The 16805-nt window shown below is 63.7% G+C and carries 14 protein-coding genes, 1 tRNA gene and 1 pseudogene; 6 read left to right on the top strand and 10 right to left on the bottom strand.

Annotated features, from left to right (window positions below; translation table 11 throughout):
- The 3 genes and pseudogenes from PMO31116_RS24150 to PMO31116_RS20295 all read right to left on the bottom strand — a co-directional run.
- Nucleotides 1-98 (bottom strand): annotated as a pseudogene (locus PMO31116_RS24150) (DUF1153 domain-containing protein); the annotation flags it as partial.
- A gap of 469 nt (nucleotides 99-567) precedes the next feature.
- A complete protein-coding gene (locus PMO31116_RS20300; protein ID WP_150568268.1) occupies nucleotides 568-801 on the bottom strand; it encodes a hypothetical protein in 234 nt (77 codons plus the stop codon).
- A gap of 517 nt (nucleotides 802-1318) precedes the next feature.
- On the bottom strand, nucleotides 1319-1555 hold the full coding sequence (locus PMO31116_RS20295) for a hypothetical protein (RefSeq protein WP_150568267.1): 237 nt from the start codon (nucleotides 1553-1555) through the stop codon (nucleotides 1319-1321).
- A gap of 208 nt (nucleotides 1556-1763) precedes the next feature.
- Here PMO31116_RS20295 and PMO31116_RS20290 point away from each other — a divergent pair, with 208 nt between their 5' ends.
- On the top strand, nucleotides 1764-2000 hold the full coding sequence (locus tag PMO31116_RS20290) for a DUF4224 domain-containing protein (protein WP_150568266.1): 237 nt from the start codon (nucleotides 1764-1766) through the stop codon (nucleotides 1998-2000).
- 121 nt (nucleotides 2001-2121) lie between these two features.
- A complete protein-coding gene (locus tag PMO31116_RS20285) occupies nucleotides 2122-3078 on the top strand; it encodes a tyrosine-type recombinase/integrase (protein ID WP_246185404.1) in 957 nt (318 codons plus the stop codon).
- 75 nt (nucleotides 3079-3153) lie between these two features.
- Here PMO31116_RS20285 and PMO31116_RS20280 read toward each other — a convergent pair.
- From PMO31116_RS20280 to fdnG, 7 genes are all read right to left on the bottom strand, one after another.
- Nucleotides 3154-3249 (bottom strand) — tRNA-Sec (locus tag PMO31116_RS20280).
- Between the two features lie 15 nt (nucleotides 3250-3264).
- The gene (gene selB, locus PMO31116_RS20275) at nucleotides 3265-5178 is read right to left on the bottom strand and encodes a selenocysteine-specific translation elongation factor (protein ID WP_150568264.1); all 1914 of its coding nucleotides are present in this window, start codon (nucleotides 5176-5178) and stop codon (nucleotides 3265-3267) included.
- A complete protein-coding gene (selA, locus tag PMO31116_RS20270; protein WP_150568277.1) occupies nucleotides 5175-6614 on the bottom strand; it encodes an L-seryl-tRNA(Sec) selenium transferase in 1440 nt (479 codons plus the stop codon). Before selA ends, selB begins: the two co-directional genes overlap by 4 nt.
- A 31-nt stretch (nucleotides 6615-6645) precedes the next feature.
- Entirely contained in the window at nucleotides 6646-7683 is a 1038-nt protein-coding gene (gene fdhE, locus PMO31116_RS20265) for a formate dehydrogenase accessory protein FdhE (RefSeq protein WP_174971542.1), read from the bottom strand.
- 45 nt (nucleotides 7684-7728) lie between these two features.
- The gene (locus tag PMO31116_RS20260; RefSeq protein ID WP_150568263.1) at nucleotides 7729-8376 is read right to left on the bottom strand and encodes a formate dehydrogenase subunit gamma; all 648 of its coding nucleotides are present in this window, start codon (nucleotides 8374-8376) and stop codon (nucleotides 7729-7731) included.
- A gap of 2 nt (nucleotides 8377-8378) precedes the next feature.
- Nucleotides 8379-9329, bottom strand: coding sequence for a formate dehydrogenase subunit beta (gene fdxH / locus PMO31116_RS20255; RefSeq protein ID WP_150568262.1), 951 nt, complete (start codon nucleotides 9327-9329; stop codon nucleotides 8379-8381).
- 9 nt (nucleotides 9330-9338) lie between these two features.
- Entirely contained in the window at nucleotides 9339-12407 is a 3069-nt protein-coding gene (gene fdnG / locus PMO31116_RS20250) for a formate dehydrogenase-N subunit alpha (RefSeq protein WP_150568261.1), read from the bottom strand.
- 206 nt (nucleotides 12408-12613) lie between these two features.
- Here fdnG and PMO31116_RS20245 point away from each other — a divergent pair, with 206 nt between their 5' ends.
- The 4 genes from PMO31116_RS20245 to PMO31116_RS20230 are packed head-to-tail and all read left to right on the top strand — an operon-like array spanning nucleotide 12614 to nucleotide 16305.
- On the top strand, nucleotides 12614-13255 hold the full coding sequence (locus PMO31116_RS20245; protein WP_246185403.1) for a paraquat-inducible protein A: 642 nt from the start codon (nucleotides 12614-12616) through the stop codon (nucleotides 13253-13255).
- A complete protein-coding gene (locus tag PMO31116_RS20240) occupies nucleotides 13252-13896 on the top strand; it encodes a paraquat-inducible protein A (protein ID WP_150568260.1) in 645 nt (214 codons plus the stop codon). The genes PMO31116_RS20245 and PMO31116_RS20240 overlap by 4 nt, the downstream gene beginning before the upstream one ends.
- Nucleotides 13889-15550: a PqiB family protein gene (locus PMO31116_RS20235; protein ID WP_150568259.1), complete on the top strand. Its 1662-nt coding sequence runs from the start codon at nucleotides 13889-13891 to the stop codon at nucleotides 15548-15550. The genes PMO31116_RS20240 and PMO31116_RS20235 overlap by 8 nt, the downstream gene beginning before the upstream one ends.
- On the top strand, nucleotides 15547-16305 hold the full coding sequence (locus PMO31116_RS20230; RefSeq protein ID WP_246185402.1) for a PqiC family protein: 759 nt from the start codon (nucleotides 15547-15549) through the stop codon (nucleotides 16303-16305). Before PMO31116_RS20235 ends, PMO31116_RS20230 begins: the two co-directional genes overlap by 4 nt.
- The last annotated feature ends 500 nt before the right edge of the window (nucleotides 16306-16805 follow it).

Here is a 16805-nt window from a genome sequence, read left to right as displayed (position 1 = left end):
TCAGATACCGTCGTTTTGCCTTGAATAATGTCGAGCACCAACGCGCTCTTGCGCTTGGCCGTCCAACGCTTGATCTCATCTTCCATCTTCATGCTCATGTGTTTGTCCTCGAAGGTTAACACCTGAGCAGGTTTTCAGTGGGTCATTACACGTGCGGCGATATGGGGGGGTTCTCGAGCACCCTCAGCTCTCGACGCTATGGAATGTTGCAAGTCTTCCAGAGATTGGCAACCAAGATGAGTATGGCGGTTGGACGTTGATCGTTGACCAGCAGTGGTTCGGTCATAGAGCGCGGAAGCGGACGAAGTTGTACATCGTAGGATGCTCACCAAACGAGCTGCCGACGATGCCAATGGTGCTTGGTGAAGCGACCCATACCGTTGGGCTATGGAGCGGGCGCGACAAGTCGAAGGCCAGACCATCGATCAGGAAATCGGAATTCGAGGCAACACCACGAGAGTTTGCGAGATGGCTATGCGAAGTTGCTCGCCGCGCCGGTGATGCGATGGAGAGGATGAAAGCAGCATGACCACCCACCCGGCCACGGCCGAAACACAGAAAGGCCACTCAGCAGCCGACAAGCCGATGATCGATCGCCGTCTGGATCTCTTCGACAAGCGCCGCCTGGATCTCGTCCAGTTCCTCGACCTTCGCCAGCTTCAGCTTGCGGGCGCCGAACGGTTCGATGAGCTCGACGCCATCAAGCGGCGTCACCTCGATGGTGATGTCCCACAGGGTCGCACGCTCGCCGATCTCGATGTCGACGTTGCAACCGCGATACATGAAGTTGATGGACCACATGGGTTGAACGGCAGACAAAGTTGCCTGATGAATCACCTATTGAGAAAGTAACGTTCCGTGTTTTCAGAGAATCGGTGGTTGACGAGTTCGTCAAAAACTCATATCCCGTTACTTCGAAGCAAGCGCCCAGCCAATATTTGGATCTCGCCTGCCGGACTCAAGCTCCCAGCGTTGCCCGCAAACTCTGCAACGGTAGAAAATCAAATCGCCGACTGCCTGTGCAAAGTGCTTCCTACGCGCCGTACCCGTCTGCACCAGATCATCGTGCGCGGTTCCGTCGGGCATTGTGCCAGCAAGATGCTCGCATGCTACACACCTTCCCATTTGCGCCTCCCTGCGAATGCCCCGTCGTAAGGTACGACTAGTCGATTCTGGCAAAAAGAAGCCCACCAAATTGAGAGGGCTTGAATCCGGTTCGCCGGGGGCAATTGGCTATCGGTCAGAACAGGGTACGCCCAAACACATGGTTCAGGCCTAAGGAATACCCGCGCAATGCCACGGCAAGCACGTCAACCACTCATTCTGGTGCGCCAAGTATCACGTCTATCGCCGCTTGGCCGGAGATTTCCGCCACTAGATACGCCCATCGGCGGGAAAACGGCCCATTGCGCACCTTTATCGGCGTGCCTAGGGCCATAACGCCAACTGGCTTGATCGGGCCGTCCACACGAAACCACACGTCGAACATGTCCTTGGTGGTCTGCTTTAGCTCGACGTGTATCTCGAAGCCACGGTACTCAATCGTTCTTTGCATGGGCACCTCCGCCACCAATATGAACAATGCACGCATAAAGCGCATTACATCGCTCGAGGTAAAGATGTTACTCCTCAAATATTGCCTCCCAGAGATCGATCTGAAGAATTTCGGGCAGCGCGACGGAATTGGCCTGCCGACCCTATGACACGCCCAACGTAATTGAGGCGATTCTGCGATATACGGCGAAAAAATTTGAGGAAAAAATATGAGCGACACATTTCTCACGGAAGAGGAGGTAGCAGAGTTGTCCGGCATTCGCTCTGGGCGGAACGGACAATCCCGCGAAGCGCGGCAAGCGCTGTGGCTGCGCACAGTAGGAATTCCGTTTTGGGTCAATGCCCGAGGCCGACCAATCGTTGCACGGGTCGCGATCGAAGGAAGGTATCGCGGGGAAGAGCCACCGAAGAAAAAATGGCAACCGAGATTGACCGCAATGGGGTAACACAATGGGACGCAAGCCTAGTAGAAACAGAAACTTACCGCCCAAAATGCGGGCTCGACATCGAGGATCGAAAACGTACTACTTCTACGATATTGGAGGCAAGCCCAGGAAAGAGTTGCCCTTGGGAACCGATTTCGTCCTTGCGGTCAGGAAGTGGTCTGAGCTAGAGCACGCCAACGTTCCAGAATCTGCGGCGGCTACGCTAAAAAATGCATTCACCATCTATATACGGGACATCATCCCCGGCAAAGCTCCTCGTAGCCAGAAAGACAATCTCGACCAAATCGCGTTGCTTTACGAGTTCTTCGGGGAGGATGCCCCGCTTGACGAAATTGAGCCTGTCCATGTCAAGCAATACATGTACTGGCGACACAAGCGGTCCGTCGCCTGGTACCAATCGCGGAAGGAGGTCGCGCCTACAGATGCGGGATACGTTCGGGCAAACAGAGATATCGAGGTTCTAAGCCATGCATTCAATTACGCTCGGGAAGTCGGACTTACAAAAGCTGCGAACCCATGCATGGGCGTGAAGATGAATCGCGAGACTGGCCGCGATATCTACGTTGAAGACGAGGTATTCGCGGCGGTCTACGAAGTCGCTGACACCGCAACGAGAGACGCCATGGATCTGATGTATCTGACGGGTCAACGACCGCAAGACGTACTCAAATTCGACGAGCGACATCTGAGCGCCGCCGGCGATCTCGAGTTTCAACAGGGGAAAACGAAAATAAAGCTACGCATAGCAGTCGTCGGAGAACTTGCCCGCGTCATCGAGCGTATTCATCAAAGAAAGCGTGCCTACAAGGTTGTCAGCACTGCCCTCATCGTAGATGAGCGGGGTCGATCCATGACGCTCGACACCCTGCAGCGGCGCTTTCGGCATGCCCGACGCGCGGCAGGAGTGGCTGACGACGCATTTCAGATGCGAGATTTGCGAGCGAAGGCCGGCACCGACAAGACGGACACAACTGGCGACATCCGCCAAGCGCAGAAGCAACTCGGACACACGTCAGTTACGATGACAGAGCACTATGTGCGCAATCGCCGTGGCACCAAGGTGAAGCCAACGAAATGAATTTTGCGGAACAAGTCAAAGTTTGCGGAAAAAACTTGGCAAAGTTCAGGGCAGTCAAAATCCGCCAAAGCCTTGTGGCGGAAAGCAGCAGGAGTCGAACCTACCTGGGAGCGGCTGACGCCCCCAACCGGGTTTGAAGCCCGGCCGCATCACCGGATACGGATGCCTTCCTTCAGACGAAGCGACCTAGGACGCCGCGCCCCATGTCACACCGGGACGCCGTACGTGGCGATCGCCAACGCGGCGAGTATATCCCGCACGATCGAAGAACTCCAGAATCTGAATCGCGCGCTTGCGCCCCAACCCCGTGGCATCCCGAAACGTACCCGCCTCGACCGCGCCGTTCGCATGCGCGATCATGTCCGCCAGCGTCTGCACACACGCTTCGTCGTAAAAGAGGTCCTTGACGATCTGATGCACGCGGCCCTGCCGGGCAAGCTTGCGAAGCACCCCACGCACGCGCTCCTCCGGCAGACCAAGCTCGCGCCCCATGTCGCGCACCCACGGCGGATCGAAGCGGCCCTGCGCCACTTTCGGCAGCAGCGCCTGCGCCAGTGCCGATTCCTCATCCGTCATTTCGACGCGATGCGTGGGCAGATGCCACCACGCGCCCGTACGTGCCAACCCACCTTCACCGAGCATCGCCTGCATGGCCATGCGCCAGCGCGGCGCGTCCAGCGCCGGCCACGTCATCCGTCCCAGGCGCGCCGCATCGAGCCCGGGCTCGTCGGGCAGGCGCGCATGATAATCGCGCAGGGCGTCGAGTACGCGCGCCCGCACGGCTTCCCACGCCCGGGGCGCAAACGCGAGGGACTCGCCCTCCGAACCGGGCAGCACCACCGCGTCCGACGGCCACCGCCATTGCCCCGGCGGCAACCCGCTCAGCGCCACGACCTGGGCGCTCGTCAGCCCGAACGGCGACTGCGACAGGAGGGCTTCGAGCCCGTCACCGTCGAGAAACTTCGCCACGGCATCGAGCCACGCCAATCGCGCCGCCGATCGGCGCTTTCGCTCCGGCGCAGCCGGATCGAGCACCCGCCCGCCGCCGACGGTCGCCGTCGCCTGCGGATTGCGCACGATGAAGCGATCGCCCGGCATCGCACAAACAGGCGCATCGAAGACCAACTGCACGCGCATCGTCCCGCCCGGGGCGAGCGTGTCGCCCCCCAGCAAAACGGTGCGCGCCTGAACGTGCGTCGTGCCCAGATGCACATGCAATGGAAACCACTGCGTGAGCGGTGCGCTGCCCTCGAACCAATGCAGGTCGACGTCGATGTGCGTCGAAGGCGCCGACAGACCGTCGGCGACGATCCAGTCGCCTCGCCCCAGTTGATCGCGCTCCACACCGGCCAGATTCAGCGCGCAACGCTCGCCGGCCCTGCCCGCATCGACGGGACGATTCTGCGCGTGAATGCTGCGAACGCGCACCGGCACTCCCTGCGGCATCACGCGCAGCGTGTCGCCTACGCGCACCGTCCCCGCGAAAGCCGTACCGGTCACGACCGTGCCGTGTCCCGGCAAGGTGAACACGCGATCCACCGCCAGACGAAACAAAGCGTCGTCGCGTCGCATCGCGTTGCCCGACGCCTTGAGCGCCTGTGCCGCCGCAACCAGCCGCTCGCGCAGTGCCGCCACGCCCGCATCGTCCGGCGTGGTCGACGACACCGGCACCACCTCCGATCGCGCGAGCGGCGTGCCGGCCAGCCACCGGTGAATTTCCTGCGTGAGCGTGGCCAGCCGCCCAGCGTCGACCCGATCGGCCTTCGACAACGCCACCACACCGCGTCGCACACCCAGCATCGAAAGAATGGCCAGATGCTCGCGCGTCTGAGGCATGATCCCATCGTCCGCCGCAACCACCAGCAGCGCGAAGTCGATGCCGACGGCGCCAGCCGCCATGGTGTGAATCAGCTTCTCGTGACCGGGCACGTCGATGAACCCGAGCACGTCGCCGTCGGGCAATGGCGTGTACGCATAGCCCAGCTCGATGGAAATGCCGCGTGCCTTTTCTTCCTTCAGACGATCCGTGTCGACACCGGTGAGCGCGCGAACGAGACTCGTCTTGCCGTGGTCAATGTGTCCTGCCGTGCCAACGATCATGCGCGCAACTCCGCAAACTGCAGCGACAACCGCGCCTCGTCACTCGCTTCGAGACACCGCAGGTCGAGCCACAGCGTCTGATCCGAAATGCGACCGATCACCGGATACGGCAACGCGCGCAGCGCCGCCTCGAGCCGGGCAAGCGCACGGCCGCTGCCGCGCTTGCCGCCCCCCGCCGGCACGATCGCCAGCCCGAAACTCGGCAGTTGTTCCACCGGCAACGCACCGCTGCCGATCTGGCTCATCATGGGCGCGGCACGCACGGCGTATGCCTCGCCCAGCGAGGCCGCGAGCACCGGCGCGAGACGCTCGGCCTGCGCCGCCATGTCCGCGCGCGCCCGGGTGAGCAGTCGCAGCGTGGTCAGCCGCTCGATCAGATGATCCGGGTCCCGGTACAGCCGCAGCACCGGCTCCAGCGCGGCCAGCGTGAGCTTGCCCACGCGCAGCGCGCGCTTGAGCGGATGCTTCTTGATTCTGGCGATGAGGTCCTTGCGCCCGACGATCATGCCCGCCTGCGGACCGCCCAGCAGCTTGTCGCCGGAGAAGGTCACGAGGTCGGCACCTGCCGCGATCGTCTCCTGAACGGTGGTCTCGTGCGGCAACCCCCATTGCTCCAGCCGCGCGAGCGTGCCGCTGCCAAGATCGACCGCCACCGGCACGCCATGCGGCCTTGCGATCTCCGCCACCTCGGCCACGTCCACGCTCCGCGTGAAGCCCGTGACTTCGTAGTTGCTGCAATGCACCTTCATCAGCAACGCGGTCTTCTCGCCGATGGCATTGCGATAGTCGGCGGGATGCGTGCGATTCGTCGTGCCGATCTCGACCAACCGCGCCCCCGCGTGCGTCATGATGTCGGGAATGCGGAACGCGCCGCCGATCTCGACCAGTTCGCCGCGCGAGACCACAACTTCGCGACGCCTGGCCAGCGTCGCCAACATGAGCAGCACCGCGGCGGCATTGTTGTTGACGACCGTGGCCGCCTCCGCGCCGGTCAACTCGCATAGCAACGGCGCGACGAGGTCGTCGCGATCGCCGCGTCCGCCAGTCGCCAGATCGAATTCGAGATTCGCCGGGGCGGTGAGCGCCTGCATCACGGACTCGACGGCCGACTCGGGCAGCAACGCGCGTCCGAGATTGGTATGCAGCACGGTGCCCGTCAGGTTGAAAACCGGCCGCAGTGCGGCACGGTTGCGCTCGGTCAAGGCGCGCGTTACCCGCTCGCCGAAGGCAGCGGGCGTCACGGCATCGCGGGTAAGCGCGCCTGCCAGCGCCGCCGCACGGCACGCATCGAGATCACGACGCAACGCGGCGGTGACCTGCACACGTCCGTAGTCGGCCAACGCCGCCTCGAAGACCGGCATTCCCAGCAACCGGTCGACCGAAGGCAAATCCGCCGCGCCCGCCAGTGCGTCATCGTCCGCCGGCCGGCTCGTCATCGCCGTCGTTTCCGTCATGGCGTCTTTCCCCTCAGGCGTCTTCGGCGTTTTGCCATAGCAACGGATTGCCGTTGGCTCGCGCATAGCCCGCCTCGCCCATCAGCACGTCGAGCGCGAGACTCGCCAGGTCATCGGCGACCGGCTCCACGAACGGATCCTTGTCCTGATAGAAGATCTTCCGGTAGCCATGGCAGTCGTCGCACGATTCGGCCCGGATGGGCGACGATGCGACACGCCTGGCGGCGTCATCGAGCTTCGGACGCCCGTCCTCGCCCTTGAGTATCTCGCCCCCCGAACTCGCGGCGAGCATGGCGTCGCCCGATGCGGTGGCCTCTCCCCCCTTGTCGACGACGTGATACGCCACGTGCTCGCCGGCCTCGCAATGGGTGCACTTCACGCGCACCATGTGCCACTCGGTCGCGCAAAGCCCACACGCAAGGTAACGATAGCCCTCGTACGCGCCGCCGATGCGAACCACGCTCGCCACCGGCAGCGTGCCGCACACCGGGCAGACATTGGGGACGTCCAGCATCGGCACGTCGCCCGCGTCGAAGGTACTCGCCACACCGGTCCAGAGGACCTGCAGCGCGGCCATGATGAACGGCGCACTCGCGGCGTCGACGCCCTTGCCATGCCCGGCGAGCAACGACTGGGCGCCGGCTTCGAGCGCGGCCGGATCAGCCGCGCGAACCCGCGCCAGCACACCGCGTACGGCGGCGGGCAGGTCGGGCTGCGCCGCAACGGCGTCGAGCAGCGGGGCGAGAAGCGGTTGCCACCGGCCGGCGTCGTAGCCACCCGTCGCGGGCACGAGCGGCATGCAGTGCTGCTGCGCCTGCGCAATCGACTCGGGCGAGGGCGGTGGCGGCGTGAAGTTGTCGAGCACGCGCTGCTGCGCGTCGACGAGCGCGGCCATCAGTCGCAGGTAATCGCCAAGTGGATGACCGTCGGCCAATTGACGAAGCCGCGCCGCACGCGCCGAAAAGACTTCGGCGCGCTGGGGCAGGCGTATACGGGGAATGGAGGTGCGATCGAGCGACTCGATCTGTCCGGGTTCGAGAATGCGTTGCAAGGTGGCCGGCCTCGTATGAGCGTCCGGCCACCGATCCGGCCGGACTTATTTGTTGAGCTGCTTGTACCAGGCGCGATGGTGCTTCCACGCCCAGCCGCGGGTGACGGTTCCGCGCGTCATGGCGCGCACGGAGCCCTTGATCCAGATCGCCGCGTAGATGTGCGTAATGATGCCGCAAATCAGCACGAATGCACACACCGCGTGAACATCCGACGCCAGCCGAATCGCCCAGATCGGAAAGTAGAACGCGAAGTAGGCTCGCCAGATCACGATGCCCGAGAGCAGCAGGCCGATCATGCACAGCACCATCACGTAGAAAAGCAGCTTCTGCCCGGCGTTGTAGCGCCCGACTTCCGGCAGATTTTCCTCGCGGTTGTCCAGCACGTCACCGATCTTCTTCATCCACTCGGCGTCGCGCGACTCGAACTTGTTATAGCGGGCAAGCCGCAGTGCGAGCCACACGAACGCGACGAACATCACCACACCGACGAACGGATGCAGCACCCGTGTCCAGGGGCCGCCTCCGAACAGGTTGGTGAGCCAGAACATGGACGGATGAAACAGCGCCAGCCCGGAAAGCGCGAGCAAGATGAATGTGCCCGCGACGATCCAGTGATTGATACGCTCCGAGGCGTTGTAGCGCTCGATCAGATCGCCCTTGTCTCCCGTACGATCGCTTCGTTCATAGGACATGGTCAGACCTCCTCGTGCGTGATGGCGCCCTTCTGTCCATCGGGCCCGCTACCCTTGCGCGACGCGTCGAAGCGGCGAGCCGCTTCTTCATCCTCCTCGGTCGTCTCGTTCGGGCCGGTCTTGATGTAGTGGAAGAAGCCGGCAATCGCCGTGAGCGCCATGGCGGCGACCCCCAGCGGCTTGGCGATGCCTTTCCAGAACGTGACCATCGGGCTGATGCGCGGATCGTCCGGCAGGCCGTGATAGAGCGACGGCTTGTCGGCATGGTGCAGCACGTACATGACGTGCGTGCCGCCCACGCCGGCCGGATCATACAGCCCCGCGTTGTCGAAGCCCCGGGTCTTCAGGTCTTCGATGCGCTCGGCCGCCTGATCCTTCATCGCGTCCTTCGTGCCAAACATGATCGCGCCCGTCGGACAGGTCTTCACACACGCCGGCTCGAGTCCCACGGACACGCGATCGGAACACAGGGTGCACTTGTACGCTTTGTGATCCTTCTGCGAGATACGCGGAATGTTGAACGGGCAGCCGGTAATGCAGTACCCGCAACCGATGCACGCCTCTTCATGGAAGTCGACGATGCCGTTGGCGTACTGCACGATCGCCCCGGGCGACGGACATGCCTTCAGGCAGCCCGGGTCCTCGCAGTGCATGCAGCCATCCTTGCGGATGAGCCACTCGAGGTCTCCCTTCGGGTTCTCGTACTCGGTAAAGCGCATGAGCGTCCACGAATCGGACGTCAGATCAGCCGGGTTGTCGTACACCCCGACGTTCGTGCCCACTTCGTCGCGCAGGTCGTTCCACTCCATGCAGGCGGTCTGGCAAGCCTTGCAGCCGATGCACTTGGTGACGTCGATGAGTTTGGCGACGTCACCCGTGTACGCCTCGCGTTCCGAGGGTGACGGCAGCGTGGTTGCCGAGCGCCGTTTGATATCCAGAGATTGCAATGCCATGGCGCCCCCTTATGCCTTCTCGACCTTCACCAGGAACGACTTGAACTCCGGTGTCTGCGAATTGCCGTCGCCCACGATGGGCGTGAGCGTGTTCGCGAGGAACCCGGGTTTGGTCAGTCCCTTGAAGCCCCAGTGAATCGGAATGCCCACGTGGTGAATCGTCTTGCCTTCCACCTTGAGCGCGCGAATGCGCTTGGTCACGACCGCGCGGGCCTTGATGAAGCCGCGATTGGAGGTCACCTTGACCATGTCGCCCGCCGCCACCCCGATCTCCTTGGCCAGCGCCTCGCCGATTTCGACGAACTGCTCCGGCTGGATGATCGAGTTGAGCAACGCGTGCTTGGTCCAGTAATGGAAATGCTCGGTCAGACGGTACGTGGTCGCGACATACGGGAACTTGTCGGCGGTGCCCATCGTGGCCAGATCGTCCGGGAACACGCGGGCGCCCGGATTGCTCGTGGCCTTGGGCTGCTTCGGATGCAGCGGGTTGTATCCCAGCGGCGTCTCGAACGGCTCGTAATGCTCGGGGAACGGCCCTTCCGCCATGGCACCCTTCGCGAAGAACCGCGCAACGCCCTCGGGGTTCATGATGAACGGCCCCATGCCGCCGGCCGGGTCTTCGTCGACCTTGAAGTCCGGCACGTCGGACCCGGTCCAGGCCTTGCCGTTCCAGTACACGAGCTTGTGCTTCGGATTGAACGGCTTGCCCGCGAGGTCCGACGACGCGCGGTTGTACAGGATGCGGCGGTTCGCCGGCCACGCCCATGCCCAGTTCAGCGTCTGGCCGATGCCGGTCGGGTCGCTGTTGTCACGACGCGCCATCTGGTTGCCCGCCTGCGTCCACGCACCGGCGAAGATCCAGCAGCCCGAAGACGTGCTGCCGTCGTCCTTCAGCTCCGCGAAGCCCGCGAGCTGCTCGCCAGCCTTGCGCGTGACCTTGGTCGGATCCTTCGGATCGACGAGGTCCTTGAGCGCACGGCCGTTGTACTCCTTGGCGAGCTCTTCGGGCGACGGGCTTTCCGGCTGCGCGTAGGGCCACGACAGGTTCACGATCGGGTCCGGGTACTTGCCGCCCTGCGTCTTGTACATCTCGCGCAGACGCAAGAACAACCCGGTCATGATCTCGATGTCGGTGCGCGCCTCGCCCGGCGGCTCGGCCCCCTTCCAGTGCCATTGCAGCCAGCGCCCGGAGTTCACGAGCGCGCCGTCTTCCTCGGCAAAGCAGGTCGTGGGCAGACGAAACACCTCGGTCTGGATCTTGCTGGAATCGACGTTGTTGTGCTCGCCGAAGTTCTTCCAGAATTCCGATGTCTCGGTCGCCAGCGGGTCCATGATGACGAGGAACTTGAGCTTGGCGAGCGCCTGATCCCACTTGAACTTGGCCGGCGCCGCCGCGATCGGGTTGAACCCCTGCGCGATGTAGCCGGTCATCTTGCCCTGGTTCATCAGCTCGAGCACCTGCAGCAGGTCGTACGGCTTGTCGAGCTTGGGCAGGTAGTCGTAGCCCCAGTGGTTCTCGGCGGTCGCCGCGTCGCCCCACCAGGCTTTCATCAGGCTCACGAAGAACTTCGGATAGTTCTGCCAGTAGCTGAGCTGGTTCGGACGCAGCGGCTTCTGGGTGCGTGCCGTCAGATATTGCTCGAGGGTCTGCTCGGCCTGCTTGGGCAACGTCATGTAGCCCGGCAACAGGTCGGTCATCAGTCCCAGGTCGGTCAGCCCCTGGATGTTGGAGTGACCGCGCAGCGCATTCATGCCGCCGCCCGCCACGCCGATATTGCCCAGCAGCAGTTGCACCATCGCGCCGGTACGAATCATCTGGGAGCCGATCGAGTGTTGCGTCCAGCCCAGCGCATACATGATGGTCATGGTGCGCGTGGGGGTGGAGCACTCGGCGATCTGCTTGTAGATGTACTCGACCTTCTCGGCCGGCGTGCCGCACACGCGCTCGACCGTCTCGATGGTGTAGCGCGAGTAATGCTGCTTCATGAGCTGGAACACCGTGCGCGGGTGTTGCAGCGTGGGGTCGGTCAGCACGTAGCCGTCCGCGCCCTTCTGGTAGTCCCAGGAGCTCTTGTCGTAAGTGCGTTTCTCGGCGTTGTAGCCCGAGTAGAGACCGTCTTCGAACGCGAACTCGTCTTTCACCAGGAAGGTGAAATCGGTGTAGTTCTTGACGTATTCATGCTGGATCTTGTCGTTCGTGAGCAGGTAATTGATCAGCCCGCCGAGGAAGACGATATCCGTGCCGGTACGGATCGGGGCATAGTAATCCGCGACCGATGCCGAACGGTTGAAGCGCGGGTCGACCACGATCAGGCGCGCCTTGTTGTGCGCCTTCGCCTCGGTCACCCATTTGAAACCGCAAGGGTGTGCCTCGGCCGCATTGCCGCCCATGATGAGTACCAGATCCGCGTTCTTGATGTCGACCCAATGGTTCGTCATCGCGCCACGGCCAAACGTCGGGGCAAGACCTGCCACCGTCGGGCCGTGTCAGACACGTGCCTGGTTGTCGAATCCCAGCATCCCGGTACTGCGGATGACTTTGTGCGTGAGGTAACCGACCTCGTTGCTCGATGCCGACGCGGCAAGCATGCCCGTCGTCAGCCACCGGTTGACCGTCAGACCGTCGTCCGTCTTCTCGACGAAGTTGGCGTCGCGATCGGCCTTCATCAGCTTCGCAATGCGATCGAGCGCATCGTCCCAAGAAATCCGCTCCCACTTGTCGGAGCCGGGCTTGCGGTATTCCGGGTGGGTGAGGCGGTTCGGGCTGTGAATAAAGTCGATGAGACTGGCCCCCTTCGGGCACAGCGTGCCGCGATTGACCGGATGGTCCGGGTCGCCTTCGATGTGGAAAACGCTCTTCTTCGCGTTCTTCGCGCCGTCGCCGTAGCTGTACATGAGCAGGCCGCAGGCCACGGAACAGTACGGACAGGTATTACGGGTCTCGGTCGCGCGTGCGAGCTTGAACTGACGGACTTCCGCCAGCGCCGCGTCGGGCGCGAACCCGAGCATTGCCAGGCTGGACCCCGCCAGCGTTGCGCCACTCACTTTGAGGAACTGGCGCCTGGACATATTAAGCATGGGGGAATTCTCCTCAAATTTTCGGAAACTTTGCGGGAGTCCGTTGAGTATAGAGCAAAGCGCCAACGTTTTCCGTGAACTAGCACAAACCATGCCTCGTGTTGCGTCACCTCCCGATTATTGGGAACTTCCTTGACATTTTGGTATTCTGAGCGTCACTTTGGTCACCGTCCCCGGTAATGGACACATTGCCCCCAGAAGATGATGTGACGGACCTGATCGCCTGTCCGAACTGCGACACGCTGCACCGCCGCACGGACTTGCCGCCGCGTGAGACAGCGCGCTGCGTGCGCTGTCACTCGGTGCTCTACCGCGCCCCCGACCTGCGACTGTCGCGGGTGCTCGCGCTCACCCTGACCTGCCTGATCGTGTTCGCCATCGCGAATGCCTTCCCGATCGTCGAAATCGAGGTGCAGGGCATCTACACCGAGACCACGCTCGTGGGTGCCGCCTGGGCGCTGTACCGCGAAGGCATGTGGCTTGTCGCGCTGCTGGTCTTCGCCACGACCGTGCTCTTTCCGCTCTCGCAACTGGTCGCCCTGGTGCATCTCACGGCCCCGCTGTCGGTCGGCCGCCGACCGTACGCGGTGTTCCATGTGATGCGCGCCATCGAGTTCTGCCGGCCGTGGGGCATGATCGAGGTCTTCATGCTCGGCGTGCTCGTCTCGCTGGTCAAACTCTCGGCCATGGCGAGCGTGCTCCCGGGCATTGCGCTGTGGGCATTCGGCGCGCTCACCGTGCTGCTTGCCATGGTGTTGTCGTACGACCTGCGCAATCTGTGGCTCGTCATCGATCGCACGCCGGATCCGAGTGCGCCCGGCACCGCACCGTCGCGGGTGCCGCGATGAGATATCTCTCAGCCAAAGCCGCCGGCCTTGTCGCCTGCACCGTTTGCGGGCGACTTTCCCGCGACGTCAAGACCGTGGAAAAGGAACGGTGTCCGCGCTGCGGAGCGGTGCTGCACCAGCGCAAGGTGGACAGCCTTGCGCGCACGTGGGCCTTGCTCATCGCCGCGGCGATCCTGTACATTCCCGCCAACGTACTGCCCATGATGCAGACGCGCTCGCTGCTCGGAAATTCGAGCGACACGATCATGAGCGGAGTCATCTATTTCTGGACCAGCGGCGAGTACGATCTGGCCGTCGTCGTGTTCACGGCGAGCATTCTCGTACCGATGCTCAAGCTCATCGCCCTGTCGCTGCTGTGCTTCACCGCGCAGCGCGGCGCGCGCTGGAAACCGCATCAACGCACCAGGCTGTATCACATGATCGAGTTCATCGGCCGCTGGTCGATGCTCGACGTCTTCGTCGTCGCGCTGATGGTGGCGCTCGTCAACATTCAGTCGCTGGCCGTCATCCAGGCCGGCCCGGGCATCGTGGCGTTCGGCTCCGTGGTCGTGCTCACGATGTTGGCCTCCATGCAGTTCGATCCCCGGCTGATCTGGGATCAGATTCGCGACGACGATATCGAACAGGACGACCATGACTGAACCGAACGACCCGCAGGCCCCGAAGGCGCCGCCGCCCGAGGCAAGCGAGCTGCCGACACCGACCATCGAGCCGCGCAAGCGCTGGGCGCCGTCACTCGTCTGGCTGATTCCGCTGGTCGCCGCCGTGATCGGGCTCTCGCTCGTGGCCAAGGCGCTCATCGAGCGCGGGCCGACCGTCGTCATCGACTTCAAGACTGCCGAGGGCCTGGAGGCGGGCAAGACCAAGGTCAAGTACAAGGAAGTCGACATCGGCACGGTCAAGAACATCGAACTCTCCGACGATCTCTCGCACGTGCGTGTCACGGTGGATCTGACCAAGAACGCCAAGCGCTTCGCCGTCAAGGACTCGCGCTGGTGGGTGGTGCGCCCGCGCGTTGCCGGCGGCAGCGTCTCCGGTCTGTCGACGTTGCTCTCGGGTGCCTACATCGGCGCCGATGCCGGCAAGTCCAGGGAATCGGTCTCCCATTTCACCGGCCTCGAGGTGCCGCCGGTGGTCTCCAGCGGTCAGCCGGGCAAGCCGTTCGTGCTGCACGCGAGCGACGTCGGCTCGCTCGACATCGGTTCGCCGATCTATTACCGCCGCATTCAGGTCGGTCAGGTCGAAGCCTATTCGCTCGACCCGGACGGCAAGGGCGTGACGCTGCGTATTTTCGTGCAGGCCCCCTATGACCAGTATGTCGGTTCGAACACCCGCTTCTGGCACGCGAGCGGCATCGACCTTCGACTCGACTCGAGCGGCTTCCAGGTCAATACGCAATCGCTGGCGTCGGTGGTCATCGGTGGCATCGCCTTCCAGGCGCCCAACGATGCGGGGGCGGGCGTGATGGCGAAGGCGGGTCAGGAATTCCGGCTCGCCCCCGACGAGGCCACGGCCATGAAGGCCCCTGACACCCACCCCGTCACGGTGGTGTTCCGCTTCCAGCAGTCGCTGCGCGGCCTCGTCGTGGGTGCGCCGGTGGACTTCCGTGGCATTACGCTCGGCGAAGTCACGTCGATCGGGGTCGAATTCGACGCCGCAACCAAGCAGATCAACATGCCGGTCACCGTGATGGTGTACCCGGATCGCCTGCGCCGCCGGGATCCGAAGAACAACCTTCCGCCCAACGAACTCGCCAGCCGCCAGATCCTCAACGCGCTGGTCTCGCGCGGTCTGCGCGGTCAGTTGCGCACGGGCAATCTGCTTACCGGCCAGTTGTACGTGGCGCTCGACTTCTTCCCGAATGCGAAGCCGGCCAAGGCCGAAGAAGTCGACAACGTGCTCGTCATGCCGACAGTACCCAACACGCTCGACCAGTTGCAGCTCCAGATCGCCGACATTGCCAGCAAGCTCGACAAGATTCCCTTCGACAGCATCGGCCAGAATCTCGACGCGTCGCTGCGCAAGCTCGACAAGACGCTCGAGAGCGCGCAGGGGCTGTTCCGTCAGCTCGACAGTGAAATCGCGCCCGAGGCGAAGGCCACGCTGGGCGAGGCGAAGAAGAGCTTCGGCGCCGCCGAGCGCACGCTTTCCGAAGACTCGCCGGTACAGCAGGACGTGCGTCAGGCGATGCAGGAACTGACCAGGACGCTGCGCTCACTCAACACGCTCGCCGACTATTTGCAGCAGCATCCCGAGGCATTGCTGCGCGGCAAACCGAAGGATCCGCAACCATGACCAGGCCGACCGAGATGAATCGCATCGCGCGCCACCGAGCGACACCGATGGCCGACGCCCACCGCGTCGCCCGACGTCCGGCAGGCCTGCGCGCCCTCGCAGTGCTCGCCTCAATGCTCGCCGCCGCGCTCGCCGGCTGTGCATCGCCCACGCCCACGTTCTACACGCTGAGCGATGCGCCCGGCGCCACCGGCGTCACCGGCGTCGGCACGGCCACCGGCGGTTCAGGGGCTTCCGGCGCTCGGACGACCGCTGCCGCGGCGCCGGCCACGCCCTACGCCATCGAGGTCTCGCCCGTTGCCGTGCCTGAGCAGGTCGACCGACCGCAGATCGTGATCACGCGCGGGGGCGGTCGCGTGGATATTCTGGAAGCGTCGCGCTGGTCGGCGCCGCTCAAGACCGAACTCACCTCGACGATCTCGCGCGACCTCACGCAGCGTCTTGGCGCGATGGACGTCTACGGGCTGCCGCGCGCCGACGGCCTGACCGTGTACCGCGTGTCGACGTCGGTACAACGCTTCGAGTCCGTCCCCGGCGAGCAGGCTGCGCTCACGGCCGTGTGGAGTGTTCGCCGCGTGCCGGGCGACCTCGTGCTGACGTGCCGTTTCGCGGGCACCGAGCCTGCCAGCGGTGGCGTGTCGGAAGTGGTGGCGGCCCAGCGCAGGCTCGTCGACCGGCTGGCCGAGGGTATTGGCCGCGCCATCGCGACCAGCGCACAGGGATCGGCGGGATCCCCGCCTCGCTGCCAGGACTGAGCGGCAACAGCGCGTGCCGCGTGCACGCGGCTTCACGGCGGTGTGCCTGCCGCGAAGAACGACCGGTCGCACCGCCCAGGCACGACCGGCCCATTCCCGCGCGGCCCAGGGGTTTCCCCCCGGAATCCCCGAACCCCGCTGTACCGCGACATTTCCAATCGGGCCCGGCGGCGGCGTCCTCCTTGCGTCATCGGACAGGGATGGCGGCGCCGTGAACCTGACGACATCGTAGTGCCCGTGCGCTCGACACGCATTGGACTAAAGTCCCATGCACCCCGCAATATTTTGTGCGAGACTCGACTGACGTTCGATGACGCACCCGCCTGGCACGCGTCGCCCCACCAAAAGCCGCTTCGTGACTTCACACGCTCCCGACGCCCCTTCGAGACGCCCACCCCGCTCGAACATGCCCGCCACGCCGACACCAGCCGACGGGTCGTGCAGGCCGGCATCGTCAACGGACAGGCGCGCATTCGACACGCGTGCCACCGACGTCTACG

The organism is Pandoraea morbifera, from assembly GCF_902459575.1.
Taxonomy (GTDB): domain Bacteria; phylum Pseudomonadota; class Gammaproteobacteria; order Burkholderiales; family Burkholderiaceae; genus Pandoraea; species Pandoraea morbifera.
Note: the sequence above shows the minus strand (reverse complement) of the source record. Positions and strands in the feature narration are given on the sequence as shown.

What these genes read in the sequence shown, in the direction of transcription:
- PMO31116_RS20300 (WP_150568268.1), bottom strand. Translation starts at nt 801, where the DNA reads ATGTGGTCCATCAACTTCATGTATCGCGGTTGCAACGTCGACATCGAG.
- PMO31116_RS20235 (WP_150568259.1), top strand. Translation starts at nt 13,889, where the DNA reads ATGACTGAACCGAACGACCCGCAGGCCCCGAAGGCGCCGCCGCCCGAG.
- selA (WP_150568277.1), bottom strand. Translation starts at nt 6,614, where the DNA reads ATGACGAGCCGGCCGGCGGACGATGACGCACTGGCGGGCGCGGCGGAT.
- PMO31116_RS20240 (WP_150568260.1), top strand. Translation starts at nt 13,252, where the DNA reads ATGAGATATCTCTCAGCCAAAGCCGCCGGCCTTGTCGCCTGCACCGTT.
- PMO31116_RS20290 (WP_150568266.1), top strand. Translation starts at nt 1,764, where the DNA reads ATGAGCGACACATTTCTCACGGAAGAGGAGGTAGCAGAGTTGTCCGGC.
- selB (WP_150568264.1), bottom strand. Translation starts at nt 5,178, where the DNA reads ATGATCGTTGGCACGGCAGGACACATTGACCACGGCAAGACGAGTCTC.
- PMO31116_RS20295 (WP_150568267.1), bottom strand. Translation starts at nt 1,555, where the DNA reads ATGCAAAGAACGATTGAGTACCGTGGCTTCGAGATACACGTCGAGCTA.
- fdxH (WP_150568262.1), bottom strand. Translation starts at nt 9,329, where the DNA reads ATGGCATTGCAATCTCTGGATATCAAACGGCGCTCGGCAACCACGCTG.
- PMO31116_RS20230 (WP_246185402.1), top strand. Translation starts at nt 15,547, where the DNA reads ATGACCAGGCCGACCGAGATGAATCGCATCGCGCGCCACCGAGCGACA.
- PMO31116_RS20260 (WP_150568263.1), bottom strand. Translation starts at nt 8,376, where the DNA reads ATGTCCTATGAACGAAGCGATCGTACGGGAGACAAGGGCGATCTGATC.